This is a genomic window from Flavobacterium chungbukense (assembly GCF_020805785.1).
In the GTDB taxonomy this organism is placed as follows: domain Bacteria; phylum Bacteroidota; class Bacteroidia; order Flavobacteriales; family Flavobacteriaceae; genus Flavobacterium; species Flavobacterium chungbukense.
Map to the genome: position 1 here is coordinate 826,528 of NZ_JAJGZV010000001.1, position 12,879 is coordinate 839,406.

12 protein-coding genes and 1 other RNA gene are annotated in these 12,879 nt (G+C 31.6%); 8 read left to right on the forward strand and 5 right to left on the reverse strand.

The annotated features are described in order from the left end of the window. Positions 1-119: 119 nt before the first annotated feature. Complete coding sequence (locus tag LL966_RS03500; RefSeq protein ID WP_229350238.1) at positions 120-599, forward strand: BON domain-containing protein; 480 nt, start codon at positions 120-122, stop codon at positions 597-599. A gap of 7 nt (positions 600-606) precedes the next feature. Continuing rightward, positions 607-981 carry a LysM peptidoglycan-binding domain-containing protein gene (locus LL966_RS03505; protein ID WP_229350240.1) on the forward strand — a complete coding sequence of 125 codons (375 nt, stop codon included), beginning with the start codon at positions 607-609 and terminating at the stop codon, positions 979-981. Between the two features lie 167 nt (positions 982-1,148). On the opposite strand, the gene LL966_RS03510 is transcribed toward LL966_RS03505, so the two are convergent. Continuing rightward, entirely contained in the window at positions 1,149-1,442 is a 294-nt protein-coding gene (locus LL966_RS03510) for an SH3 domain-containing protein (protein WP_184162184.1), read from the reverse strand. Positions 1,443-1,568: 126 nt separating this feature from the next. Here LL966_RS03510 and rnpB point away from each other — a divergent pair. The 3 genes from rnpB (at position 1,569) to LL966_RS03525 (ending at position 4,269) form a co-directional block, all read left to right on the forward strand. Continuing rightward, an RNA gene (gene rnpB, locus LL966_RS03515) (RNase P RNA component class A) lies at positions 1,569-1,914 on the forward strand. A gap of 31 nt (positions 1,915-1,945) precedes the next feature. After that, the gene (locus LL966_RS03520) at positions 1,946-3,190 is read left to right on the forward strand and encodes a cation:dicarboxylate symporter family transporter (protein ID WP_229350242.1); all 1,245 of its coding nucleotides are present in this window, start codon (positions 1,946-1,948) and stop codon (positions 3,188-3,190) included. 536 nt (positions 3,191-3,726) lie between these two features. Next, a complete protein-coding gene (locus LL966_RS03525) occupies positions 3,727-4,269 on the forward strand; it encodes a DUF3575 domain-containing protein (RefSeq protein ID WP_229350244.1) in 543 nt (180 codons plus the stop codon). 32 nt (positions 4,270-4,301) lie between these two features. Here the strand turns inward: LL966_RS03525 and LL966_RS03530 are convergent, their stop codons facing one another. Beyond that, entirely contained in the window at positions 4,302-4,991 is a 690-nt protein-coding gene (locus LL966_RS03530) for a response regulator transcription factor (protein ID WP_229350246.1), read from the reverse strand. 10 nt (positions 4,992-5,001) lie between these two features. After that, positions 5,002-6,360 carry a sensor histidine kinase gene (locus tag LL966_RS03535; RefSeq protein WP_229350248.1) on the reverse strand — a complete coding sequence of 453 codons (1,359 nt, stop codon included), beginning with the start codon at positions 6,358-6,360 and terminating at the stop codon, positions 5,002-5,004. A gap of 137 nt (positions 6,361-6,497) precedes the next feature. On the opposite strand from LL966_RS03535, the gene LL966_RS03540 reads away from it, so the two are divergent. Beyond that, positions 6,498-8,612: a TonB-dependent receptor domain-containing protein gene (locus LL966_RS03540; RefSeq protein WP_229350250.1), complete on the forward strand. Its 2,115-nt coding sequence runs from the start codon at positions 6,498-6,500 to the stop codon at positions 8,610-8,612. Positions 8,613-8,699: 87 nt separating this feature from the next. Here the strand turns inward: LL966_RS03540 and LL966_RS03545 are convergent, their stop codons facing one another. Then, positions 8,700-9,305 (reverse strand): RsmD family RNA methyltransferase, encoded by a 606-nt coding sequence (locus LL966_RS03545; RefSeq protein ID WP_229350252.1) that lies wholly within the window; start codon positions 9,303-9,305, stop codon positions 8,700-8,702. After that, positions 9,302-10,123 carry a DUF3822 family protein gene (locus LL966_RS03550; RefSeq protein WP_229350254.1) on the reverse strand — a complete coding sequence of 274 codons (822 nt, stop codon included), beginning with the start codon at positions 10,121-10,123 and terminating at the stop codon, positions 9,302-9,304. Before LL966_RS03550 ends, LL966_RS03545 begins: the two co-directional genes overlap by 4 nt. Positions 10,124-10,488: 365 nt before the next feature. Between LL966_RS03550 and LL966_RS03555 the strand changes: the two genes are divergently transcribed. After that, a complete protein-coding gene (locus tag LL966_RS03555; RefSeq protein WP_229350256.1) occupies positions 10,489-11,898 on the forward strand; it encodes an ATP-dependent DNA helicase in 1,410 nt (469 codons plus the stop codon). A gap of 83 nt (positions 11,899-11,981) precedes the next feature. Beyond that, positions 11,982-12,812 (forward strand): 4,5-DOPA-extradiol-dioxygenase, encoded by an 831-nt coding sequence (gene ygiD / locus LL966_RS03560; RefSeq protein WP_229350258.1) that lies wholly within the window; start codon positions 11,982-11,984, stop codon positions 12,810-12,812. Positions 12,813-12,879: the final 67 nt, after the last annotated feature.

Here is a 12,879-nt window from a genome sequence, read left to right on the forward strand (position 1 = left end):
TTATATCCTCAAAGCTTTGGCTTTACTGGAAAACATATAAATCTCATCACAACATCTTATAATCTTTTGATACTTAATCTGTTTAATTTTAGAATAGTTAATTATTAAAAGAAAGTATTATGAAAATGAGGTCAATTTTATTAGGAATGGCACTTGCTGTTTCTTTAATCGCCTGCGCTCCCAAAGATGCAGACATAGAAAAAGCAATTAGTGAAAAACTAAGCGATACACCAAATATACAGGTAACTGTCCATGATGGTGTAGCTACAATTACCGGAACATGTGATGACGAAGTTTTCAAAAAGAATATTGAAAAGAGCGTTAGAGCAACCAAAGGTGTCAAATCAGTTGTAAATACTTGTGAAATCGCTAGAGCAAATCAGGAACCTGCGGCTGCGGCTGTTGTTATTAATCCAGATACTGAATTAGATAAATCTATACACAAAGTCGTAGATGCTTATGATGGCGTTAGCGCAACTGTTGTTGGAGGTGTAGTGACACTTTCGGGGGAAATTAAAAGGGATAAACTGCAACCTTTAATGCAAAGTATCCAGGAATTGCAACCTAAAAAAGTCGACAATAAATTGATTATTAAATAAGAGTGTTATGAGTTTACAAGATAAATATAAGGAATTGACAGATCTGGCTTCTCAATTGGGAACAACAAATTTGGAAGTAAGAGAGCAAGATAATGTATTGTATATAGACGGAATAGTAAAATCAGCAGAATATAAAGAGAAACTTTGGAATGCTTATGGAGCAATCGATCCGGATTATAGATCGGCAGATGTTGTAATGAATATTAAAGTTACAGAAAATGCTTCAAAAGAATATACGGTTAAAAGTGGTGATTCGCTTTCGAAAATCGGAAAAGAATTTGGTGTTTCTTGGCAAACAATCTTTGAAGCTAATAAAGATGTTATTTCAAACCCCGACTTAATTCAGCCAGGCTGGAAATTAAAAATACCAACAGTATTGTAGTTTTACTGTTTCGAAAGCCCTCTTTTAAGATGGGCTTTTTTGTTGCAAATTTATTTTAATTTTATGTCATTCCGAGAAAGGCTGATTTCCGTTTCTCGGAATGGCATAGATTATTCAATCCTTTTTTTGTTCTCTTTTTTTTTGATTTTCGAAGAATTATCTAAATACTACCTTCCTCTAATACTTAAATCAAATAAAAATTTTGCTGTTTCCTGATCTGAATCGGCCGAGAAACCAGCCACATAAACTCCTTTTTTGCCTGAAGTTGATTTAATTCCGTATACAACTGCCTCATCCGCTGGGTCTGAATTACCCTCGTATCGATACACATGAACAATTTCAAATTTGTCAGGATTTCTTTTAATCATTTCTGCATTTCGATTAAAATCGCACGTAAATCCTTTTTCATTCAATTGATCTAAAGCCTTTGAAACAGTTGCGTAATGATACATTCTTTTCATGATAAACTGAATTTAATAATTATACAATTTTAAAGATAACTATTTTAAAATTAAAAAGTTAGAATGGAAATCATAAAAACTGAAATTTAAAATGATTATTGTTAGTTCTTAAATCGCTACTTTTGCAGCGCAGACCGCCTTATCGTCGCTCCGATTTTATCGGAGGGGAGGAAAGTCCGGACACCACAGAGAAGCATAGCGGGTAACGCCCGTCGGTCTCGTCTCGTTCTTGAAACGAGACGGAATTAGGACAAGTGCAGCAGAAAGTATGTACAGGTAATGCTGTAGTGAAACCAGGTAAACTCTATGCGGTGAAATACCAAGTATATCGACATTTAAGAGCTTCTCGTTCGTTGTCGAAGGGTAGGTAGATTGAGTCCATTAGCAATGATGGATCTAGATAAATGATAAGGTATTGTCTTATTGCAAAATGAGACAAGAACAGAATCCGGCTTACAGGTCTGCATTTTTTATATATTTGTGAAACTATCTAACCTAATTTCATGAATATCACTCCAAATCCTTCTACAAATACAAAAAAAAGCCTTTTTAAAACAGTTGTAACCAATCTTACCTTTTGGGTTTTAATTGCGATTATTTCTGGCGTTTTACTAGGACATTTTTCGCCACAAAATGGTGTGAAAATGGAATTTTTAGGCAAGAAATTTATTCAGCTTATTTCCGTTTTTATTGGACCTATTATTTTTCTAACAATTGTTTTAGGTATTTCTGGAATGGGAAATCTAAAGAAAGTTGGGCGAATTGGTGTGAAAGCTTTAGCTTATTTTGAAGTCGTTTCGACCGTTGCACTAGCTATTGGTGTTACGGTTGCTTATTTGTTTAAACCTGGAAAAATAGATAAATCGGGACTAACTTTTGGAGATGCCAGTCAATATACGCAAGGCGCGGCTGAACATTTTTCGTGGTTGCAGTTTTTCTTATCCAATTTTACGTTACAGGTTTTATTGGCGGCAATTGTCTGCGGCATTGCATTAAACTTTTACAAAAAAAGAGAACAGACTATTTTGGTTTTAGAACGCGTTTCTAAAGTGGTTTTCTTTGGTTTGAAATATGTAATGTATCTCGCTCCAATTGGTGCTTTTGGCGGAATGGCATACACTATTGGTAAATTTGGTTTGGCAACTTTGATTCCCCTTGGAAAATTAATGCTGTGTGTGTATTTGACAATGGCTTTATTTGTGTTTTTAATTTTAGGAAGTATTCTAAGATATTATAAAATCAGTATTTTTTCGATTTTAAAATATATCAAAGAAGAACTTTTACTGGTTTTAGGAACTTCATCTTCAGAAGCAGCTTTACCGAGTATTATGGTAAAACTAGAAAGAATGGGTTGCAGTAAATCCGTTGTTGGATTGGTAATTCCGACGGGTTATTCTTTTAATCTCGATGGAACTTCGATTTATCTTTCAATGTCCGTGCTGTTTATCGCACAATTGTATGATGTTCATTTAAGTTTCTTCGAAATACTGACCGTGATCGGAATTTTAATGATAACTTCGAAAGGAGCAGCGGGCGTTACCGGAAGCGGTTTTATAGTTTTAGCATCAACATTAACAGCTCTTCATAAAATTCCTGTTGAGGGTTTGGCTTTTTTACTTGGAGTTGATAAATTTATGAGTGAAGCCAGAGCCATTACCAATTTGATTGGAAATACAGTTGCAACGATTATTATTTCAAAAACAGAAAGAGATTTTACAGAACTGAATCTAGAGCCTGTCTCGGAGTAGTTTTGACACAAAGGCAATAAGTATCAACGTGTTTTTATCTCACAAAGGCGCAGATTCGCAAATTTTTAAAAATTTATAAAGCTTTGCGAATCTACGCCTTTGCGAGCAATTTTAGCTCAAAAAAAGCAATTACGACTTAGTAGTCTTTGTGATAAAAAAACTATGACTCGTCTTTCGTTGCACGTACTAAACTTATGCCCGATGTAAAAAAGACAATTCCTAGAATACCATATATAATAAGAGATTTAACATCTCTAGTTTCACCCGACGTGCCGGCAAAAATTACCGCAGTATAAATAAGTCCTACAATTCCGAGAATGGTTAGTAATCCTCCGAAAAATCTTTTTAGGTTCATGATGATTAGATTTAAAAGTTCTCTAACAAATTTATATCCATACTCCTTAAATGTTGTTATACAATTGTTTACGGAAATTACATGATTACAAGTATAGTATTTGTAAGAAAATAATTTAAATATTAAGAGTTTCGTATTGTTTAATTGTTATTTTTGTTTGCAACTAACCAATTGAAAAACAATGAACAAAAACTACATTTTACTATTCTTATTTATTATTTCTTTTAGCTCACTTCAAGCTCAAGACGAAGCTCCGACTTCGGTTGTAAAACATCAATTTAAAATAAACTTATTATTGCCAGGATTTGTCTATGAGCATGGTTTTAATGCTAAAAACACTTTGTATTCTGAAGCAAGTTTAGGTTTTGGTTTTCAAGCCAATTCAAACAATTCTAATTTTGCAATTTTTCCTAATATTAATGAACAGTTTCGTTATTATTATAACTTAGAAAAAAGAGCAGAAAAAGGAAAAAGAACAGCAAGAAATTCAGGAAATTATGTAGCAGCAAACGCAGTTTATAGTTTCGGTTCTATTTCTACAAATGATAATTACAGAGAAGCTTCTTCTTCCTTTACACTTGGTGCACTTTGGGGTTTACAGCGTACTTACAAAGGAAGGTTTAATCTAGAATTTAATGCTGGACCAGGAGTAAATTTTGATGAATATGATAGCGAATTTGTTCCAATTATCAATTTTACTTTAGGCTGGGTTATAGGAAAATAAAACTCGTGTAAAAATAGAAAAAACTTGATACGTCAAGGTTTTTCTATTTTAAATTCTAAGCCAATATTTCGAACACTTTCAATTTTAATTTTCGGATCAGAATTGAAATATTTTCTAAGCCTGCTGATAAAAACATCCATGCTTCTTCCTGAAAAATAATCGTCTTTTTTCCAGATAGACATTAAAATTTGATCTCTTTTTAGTAATTGATTGTGATTTAAATACAAATACTCAATTAGAGAAGCTTCCATCTCTGTAAGCTGTTGTACGTGATTCTTATTGTTGAGAGTTAAGCGTTCATTATCAAAAATATAAGAACCAATTTCAATTATATTATTGCCTTCTAAACTTCTTTTTTGTTCGATTCTTTTTAAGATATTTTGTAAACGTAAAACCAGTTCATCAACTTCAAAAGGTTTGACAATATAATCGTCTGCGCCCAATTTCAATCCAATGATTTTATCTTCTTTTAGCTTTCTTGCGGTCAGAAAAATGAAAGGAATTTCAGGATTGATTGTAATCATTTTTTCTGCCAAAGAAAAACCGTCCAATTTAGGCATCATTACGTCCAAAATACAAATATCGAAAGTCTGATTTTTAAAATAGTCTAAAGCTATTTCGCCGTTTTCTGCCCAGATTACTTCAAATTGATGCAATTCTAAGTATTGTTTTAAAATAGCTGCAAAATCAAAATCGTCTTCGGCTAAAAGTAATTTTTTCAAAATAAGGTAATTAAACTTTTAATAAAATAGTAAACTGAGTTCCTTTTCCCAAATCACTAATAACGCTAACAGAGCCCTGATGCGCTTTTACGATTTGATTAACATAATACAATCCTAAACCTAAGCCTTTTGTGTTGTGCAAGTTACCTTGTTCTACGCGATAAAACTTTTCAAAAAGAAAGGATTGTTTATTTTTTGCAATTCCAATTCCATCATCTTCAAAAGTGATAGAGAATTGGTTTTCAATTATTTTTGTTTTAACTGTAATGCTATTTGAACCATATTTTACCGCATTTTCCAAAACATTTAAAAAAGCGGTTGTTAAATGAAATTTATCCAAAACTAAAATCGTTTTCTGAGTCTGAAAATCGGTTTTAAGATTAATTTTTGGAAAAGTAATTTTAAAATCATTTACAATAGAAAGCAGAAAATCTTCGGTTTCAATTTTTTCCTTTTTTAGTTCAATTTCATTTTCCGCCAAAGAGTTTGCCATAACTTGGTCAATCAAATTCTGCAAACGATTGTTCTGACGTGAGATCGTATTTACAATCGAATTAAAATTTTCATCGTTGTCACGAATATTTTTCTGCTCTAAAATCTTTGTAGAAATACCTAAAGTAGCCAAAGGAGTTTTAAGTTCATGCGTAATATTATTGATAAAATCGGTCTTTACATCGCTTACTTTTTTTTGTTTGATTAAAGCTTTAATCGCAATAACAAAAAGACTGATTAGCGTTATAATGGAGAATAAAGACAAAACGAGAATAAACGTCATTCGTTTCAGAATAATCATTTCCCAATCTATTACCGAAACATACATGGAATCTTCTGTCAATAGCTTATAATCTTGATTTTCAAAAGTTCCATTGGTCGTTCTGACATAACTTCGAACTAAAAACGCATGATTTAAAGACGCCAGATTTCCATATAATTTATTTTGGATAAAAGGCTTTTCAGAGAAAATTGTATCTGCTTTTTGAGTGTTTTTGTAAAGAATAAATTTATTCAATACAATAGCAAAATCAATCTTAAAATTAGGCAAATCTCTTTCAAACTTGTGCTGTAATTTTTGTGTAATCGCATTTTGATATTGTGCCTGTAGAACACTGCTTTTTACGTCTAATTTGGTGTTTTTGCCTTTAATGTAATTTTCGGAAAGACTTTTATAAAGCGCCTCTTTTTTAGAAATCAGAGTTGAATCGATATCACTGTAATTGTTGGTAATCAGTCCGATTTCGTTTTTAATCTGCGTATGAAACTGCGCTACTTTATATTCGTAAGTTGTTTTTACCAAATAGCATTGTACGGTCATCAGCACTATAAGCGCGACCACAGAAAAGGCTATTAGTAAATTAATTCTTTGTTTCATGCCAGTTTAAAATACACATCAAAAATAATGCTTTTATAAGACAAAGCGCAGATTAACCTTGCATTAACCTCCAATTAACTTTCAGAACTATTTTTTCAAGTCATTTTTGCATCACTAATCAAAATGTATTTATCAAAATGAATTTGTATCTGCCTTTAAAGGTTCTTATCGCGTTGCTGTTGTTTTTCCTTTCTCTGATAGCAAATGCTCAAAATGAAATACCTAAAGATTCTATTTCCAAAGAATTAAAGGAGGTTGTTGTTACTCAGAACAAGAAAACTTTTACTAATTCGAACGGAAATATTAAAGTTGATGTTGCAAATTCTGTTTACAGCTCAGTTCCTAATCCGGTTGAGTTGCTTTCTAAACTTCCTTTGGTTGAAATAAGTGCTGATCGTGAAAGTATTTCGATTGTCGGCAAAGGAAATCCGCTCATTTATATCGATAACCAGACAGTAGGAATGAATGATTTGAATGCATTGTCGGTTGCAGATATCAAGACTATCGAAATTATCCAGAATCCATCGTCAAAATATGAAGCCGAAGGCCGAGCTGTAATTTTGATCACTAGAAAATTAAGTAAAAAAGATAGTTTTAAAACGGACATTTCTGAAACGGCTTCTTTTAAAAAGAATTACAATAATTATTTAGGTTTCAATTCGAATTTTAAAAAAGGGAAAATAGAATGGAAAGCGAATTTCAATTACAACCGTCGAAATCCTTGGGAAAATCACAGTATTGCATATCAGATTCCGCAGGAAAGTATTGTTTCTGATTACAATGTGACGGCTGTTTCTAATGTAAAGCAGTATATTTTTGGCGGAGGTTTATTTTATAAGATAAACGATGAAGATTACTTATCTGTTACGATAAATGGCAATTTGAAAAGTGATGTTTTTGATATCAATACTTTTACTTTTAATCAAAATCAGAATGATGAAAATCACGTTTTTACTATGAGTGATAATTCAAGTTCTAAAAATTTTATCAATTCATTTGTAAATTACTCAAGAAAGATAAAAGCTATAGATACAAAATTATTTGTCGGTTTTCAAGGTTCAAATTTTAATCAGCATTTATGGAGTTTGGTGCAAAACAATTATAATGAAACAGAACTGCAACTATCACAGAATCGAGACCAAAGATTTAATGTGGATGTTTTTTCGGGAAGAATTGATCTCGAAAAAAAGTTTAAAAATGAATTGAATTGGGAATATGGCGGACTTTATTCTGCCGCAAAATCCAAATCTGATTATGATGTTTTTGATTATGAAAAGAATCAAAATACAGCTTTTGATTATTATTTTAAAGAAGCCAATGCCGCTGTTTATTCGCAGTTTTCAGGAAAAATCAAAAAAGTAGATTTTTCGGTCGGGTTGAGAGTTGAAAACACAAATGTAACCGGAAAATACAGTACAGAAAATGTTGCCTTGGTTGATAAAAACTACACCAATCTTTTTCCAAAAGCGCAATTTTCTTTTTCAATAGATAGCACAAAAAGTTTTAGTGTAGATTATTCTAAAAGTATTTCAAGACCTAATTATTCTGCTTTGAGTATGATTGCAACCTATATCAATCCGTATTTTATTTATGGAAGTAATATCAATCTAGGGCCAACTTTTGCAGATGTCGTTTCTGCTACTTTTCAATATCATGACAAATCTGTAAAGCTGACTTTATACCAAAATAAAAATCCAATTTACCAAGATTTTGTTTTTGATAATCAAACGAATGTATTGACTTTTACGGAGAAAAATTTCCAAAAAGAATCGGGTTATAATGTTGAATTTACATTGCCTTTTACTTATAAATTTTGGACGAATACCAATTCTTTAATTTTTGCAACCAACAAAATTGAAGATGAATCAGCATTGTTTAATTCTTCCAAAACCTATTTGTATTACTATTCAAATAACACATTTAAGCTTCCAAAAGAGTTTACATTTGTTTTGTCTTTTTGGGGCGCAACCAAACAAAAAGAAGGCGTTTTTGAGCGAAATGCAAAACTGATTTTTGATATGTCGCTGGCAAAATCTTTCGGTAAAAATTGGAATTGTACTTTAAACTATAATGATGTTTTTAAAAATACAATTTACACGGAAAGATTTACAATCAATAACATAAGTTCGAGAGCCAGATATTTTGTCGATGCAAATGAAGTTTCTATAACGCTTCGTTATTCTTTTGGGAAAATCAAAGAAAGTGAGTTTAAAGAAAAAAGTGTCAATGAGAATGAAAGCCGAATTCGATAAAGAAATGAAATTTCAAAAAAATAAAAAATCCAAATTCTAACTGTTAAAATGGAATTTGGATTTTTACTATTATAAAATGGAATTAAATTAACCTTCGTCTTCTTCAGATTCTTTTTTAGAACTATCGTGTGGTAATTCTTCATCGTCGTCGGTTGAATTTAGTTCGAAGAAACTAAAAAAAGAACCGCCATAACTTTTCTGAAACGAAAAATTACTCATATGATCTAATTTAGTATATTTAGAATGTTCGATAATCATCATTCCGTCATCTTCAAGTAAATCTCTTTCAAAAACGGTCAGAACAATTTTTTCAAAAGTTGCCTGATCCAATCCATAAGGAGGATCGGCGAAAATAATGTCGTAAGTTGTTTTCGAGTTTTCTAAGAATTTGAAAACATCGCTTTTAGTTGCCGCAATATCAAAATCATATTCTGACGAAACTTGTTTGATAAATTTAACGCATCCAAAATCACCGTCGACAGAGGTAATTGGTGCGCTTCCGCGTGAAGCAAATTCGTAACTAATATTGCCAGTTCCTGAAAAAAGATCTAAAACCTTTAAGCTGTCAAAACTAAAATGATTGTTCAAAACATTGAATAATGCTTCTTTGCTCATATCAGTTGTGGGTCTTACAGGTAGATTTTTCGGCGGAAAAATTCTGCGTCCTTTGTATTTTCCTGAAATGATTCTCATGATTGAAATAAAATATAATGTTTTTGATTTTCAGCTATTGAAAAGCTATTTTTCTCTTGTAATTTCGTTACATCCATAAAAGAAATATGACGAACATATTTGTATGCAATAGCATAAAATGGATCATTTTCCTTAATAGTTCCTAATAATTCTAGTTTGAAACTCTCCGGATTCATGCTTAATTGCTCCGCTGTAAATAAAATATAGTAGATAAAATCTTCTGGAGTGTTATATTCAAACGAGTTAAATAACAATAACTTCTGATTCTGAACCACGATAATTTCGAAATTACCAGGATTAAAATTCACAACCATTTTTTTATCATCATCATTGCGAGAATGGTCTAATATTTTTTCAACCAAAATGCTGTTTGCATGTTTGTAGTCAAAAGAACCAACATTATCAATTAAAAAATTATTGATGTTCACATACGGAATATAAACTGAATTCATCTGATAATTTGATATTTCATCAAAAGTAAAAAAATCTGTTTCGAAAACCTTTGTGGTATATTGCAGATAGCTTCCTAAGTAATTCTCATCGAACAAAGCTGAAGGTACAAAAGTCGAAAGATTGTTGGTGTGAATAACCATTATTTCATCATAAATTCCTTTTAATTCAGGATTATTCTTAAAAGCATTAGCAAACAAATCTTCAATTTTTGTTGATTTGTTTGAGGTGTCAAATTGAATTTCTTTAAACGAAGTAATGACATTATTTAAAGTATCAAAACAGCAATATGAGAATCCCGTTAGAGAAACCTGAATAGAAAGTTTTTTGTAATTTTTAGAAGTAATGTTAGTGTTTTGTAATGACATAGTTGATTTACAATTCGTTACCTGTTTTAAATCAAGAAAGAATTTAAGCGACCACAAACTTACAAATTAAAAAGGAACAATTATAATTGCAATTTCAAAAAACAATTTGGATTTAACTTTAAAGTAAGGTTAAGAAAAAGTATATTTATTTGAATTTTAATAAGTTGTGATTTTATCAGTTGACATTTGATTGTTTTCTGAATATTTCATTATCCCAAATATTATCATTTAGCGAGCAATTGATATTGTTATTGAATTTGAATTTGAGTTTGAATTTGAGTTTGAATTTGATATTGTAATTGCCACTGAATTTGATATTGCCATTGCCATTAAAAAAAGCGACCTTTGTATTTCAATACTATTTTATGAATTCTGCACTGTTTTACGGTATTTTACAAAAACGATTTCCTTTTGCACCAACTTACAAACAGGATATTTTTTTTCAAAAAATTGCGATTTTTTTAACGGAACCTCAAAATGATACGATTTTCGTTCTGAAAGGATACGCAGGAACAGGAAAAACAACTGTTATCTCTACTATCGTAAATAATTTGGGTGATATCAATAAAAAGTATGTTTTGCTGGCACCAACAGGACGCGCGGCAAAAGTAATTGCTAATTATTCTAATAATCCAGCATTTACCATTCATAAAAAAATCTATTTTCCAAAAAAATCTTCTGGTGGAGGAGTAGCTTTTACGAAACAAGTCAACAAACATAAAAATACCATTTTCATTGTAGACGAGGCATCTATGATTTCAGATAGTACGCTGGATAGTGATTCACTTCTAGACGATTTAATTAATTATGTATATTCTGGAAACAATTGTAAAATGATTCTTTTAGGAGATACAGCGCAGCTTCCTCCAGTAAATTTAGATATAAGTCCAGCATTAGATATTCAGACTTTAGGCATTCATTACAATAAAGAAATTGAACATATTGAACTTGACGAAGTAATGCGTCAAGAAGAAAATTCAGGTATTTTGTACAATGCCACAGAATTAAGAGAATTGCTAAAAGAGAGTTTTATTACTGAATTTAAATTCAATGTAAAAAAATTCAAAGATATTGTCAGATTAACCGATGGTTATGATATCCAGGATGCTATAAATATGGCTTACAGCAATTATAGTATTGAAGATACCGCTTTTATTGTACGTTCTAATAAAAGAGCAAACCAATACAACGAACAGATTCGTAGCCGTATATTATTTAAAGAAAGCGAACTTTCGGTTGGTGATTTCTTAATGGTTGTAAAAAACAATTATTTCTGGCTAAAAGAAACCGACGAAGCAGGATTTATTGCCAACGGTGACATTATTGAAGTTCTAGAACTTTTTGGAATCAAAGAATTGTACGGTTATACTTTTGCAAAAGTAAAGATCAGAATGGTTGATTATCCAGAACAAAAACCTTTTGAAACAGTTTTAATTTTAGATACTTTAAAAAGCGAATCACCTTCTTTGACTTATGAAGAATCGAATCGTTTATACGAAGAAGTAATGAAGGACTATGAAGACGAACCAACTAAATATAAGAGATTCCAAAAGGTAAAAGAGAACGAATATTTTAACGGACTACAGGTTAAATTTTCTTATGCGATTACGTGTCATAAATCTCAGGGAGGGCAGTGGAATACTGTTTTTATCGAACAGCCGTACCTGCCAAACGGAATTGACCGCGATTACATAAGATGGCTTTATACCGCAATGACACGTGCAAAAAATAAGTTATATTTGATAGGATTTAAAGACGAGAGTTTTGAGGAATAAAACACTAATTTCACGAATTAGCACGAATTTTTTTGATTTAGATTAGTGCGAATCTGTGTAATCCGTGTTTAAATATTTTTACAATGACAACACTAAACGATTTACATTCGATTTCGTCAATGTTTTCGAATACTGATAAAATGCCAGTTCTTTTTTTAGGACACGGCAGTCCTATGAATGCCATTGAAGAAAATCAGTTTGTAGCTGGTTTTCGTACTTTGGCTAAAACCTTGCCACAGCCAAACGCTATTTTGTGTGTATCTGCACATTGGTTTACAAAAGGAACAAAAGTCACTTCGATGGAAATGCCAAGAACGATTCATGATTTTGGAGGTTTTCCGCAAGCACTTTTTGATGTGCAATATCCAGCAAAAGGAAGTCCTGAATTAGCTCTAGAAACTCAGAAAATTTTAGATCCTGTAATGGTCGAATTAGATGAGCATTGGGGATTAGATCATGGTGCTTGGAGTGTCATTAAACATTTATATCCAAATGCAGATGTTCCTGTAATTCAACTGAGCATCGATTATACAAAATCGGGACAATACCATTTTGAATTGGCTCAGAAACTTCAGGCACTTCGTTATAAAGGTGTTTTAATTATCGGGAGCGGTAATATTGTTCATAATCTTAGAATGGTTGATTTTAGAAATTTTGACAAAGATAATTACGGTTACGATTGGGCAATTGAAGCACGTGAAACGGTAAATAATTATTTGTTAGATGGAAATTTCCAGCCTTTGATTGATTTTGAAAAATTGAACAAAGCGATTCAATTGGCGGTTCCAACGCCAGAACATTATCTTCCGTTATTATATACTTTAGGCTTAAAAGATAAAACGGATGAAATTGAACTTTTTAATGATAAATTATTAGCGGGTTCTTTGAGTATGACTTCGGTAAAAATAATGTAAAAACTTTGCGAATCTCTGCGAAATCTTTGTGCATCTTTGCGTTATAGCTTTCACGGAGATTCACAAA

What these genes read in the sequence shown, in the direction of transcription:
- LL966_RS03500 (WP_229350238.1), top strand. Translation starts at nt 120, where the DNA reads ATGAAAATGAGGTCAATTTTATTAGGAATGGCACTTGCTGTTTCTTTA.
- LL966_RS03505 (WP_229350240.1), top strand. Translation starts at nt 607, where the DNA reads ATGAGTTTACAAGATAAATATAAGGAATTGACAGATCTGGCTTCTCAA.
- LL966_RS03510 (WP_184162184.1), bottom strand. Translation starts at nt 1,442, where the DNA reads ATGAAAAGAATGTATCATTACGCAACTGTTTCAAAGGCTTTAGATCAA.
- LL966_RS03520 (WP_229350242.1), top strand. Translation starts at nt 1,946, where the DNA reads ATGAATATCACTCCAAATCCTTCTACAAATACAAAAAAAAGCCTTTTT.
- LL966_RS03525 (WP_229350244.1), top strand. Translation starts at nt 3,727, where the DNA reads ATGAACAAAAACTACATTTTACTATTCTTATTTATTATTTCTTTTAGC.
- LL966_RS03535 (WP_229350248.1), bottom strand. Translation starts at nt 6,360, where the DNA reads ATGAAACAAAGAATTAATTTACTAATAGCCTTTTCTGTGGTCGCGCTT.
- LL966_RS03540 (WP_229350250.1), top strand. Translation starts at nt 6,498, where the DNA reads ATGAATTTGTATCTGCCTTTAAAGGTTCTTATCGCGTTGCTGTTGTTT.
- LL966_RS03545 (WP_229350252.1), bottom strand. Translation starts at nt 9,305, where the DNA reads ATGAGAATCATTTCAGGAAAATACAAAGGACGCAGAATTTTTCCGCCG.
- LL966_RS03550 (WP_229350254.1), bottom strand. Translation starts at nt 10,123, where the DNA reads ATGTCATTACAAAACACTAACATTACTTCTAAAAATTACAAAAAACTT.
- LL966_RS03555 (WP_229350256.1), top strand. Translation starts at nt 10,489, where the DNA reads ATGAATTCTGCACTGTTTTACGGTATTTTACAAAAACGATTTCCTTTT.
- ygiD (WP_229350258.1), top strand. Translation starts at nt 11,982, where the DNA reads ATGACAACACTAAACGATTTACATTCGATTTCGTCAATGTTTTCGAAT.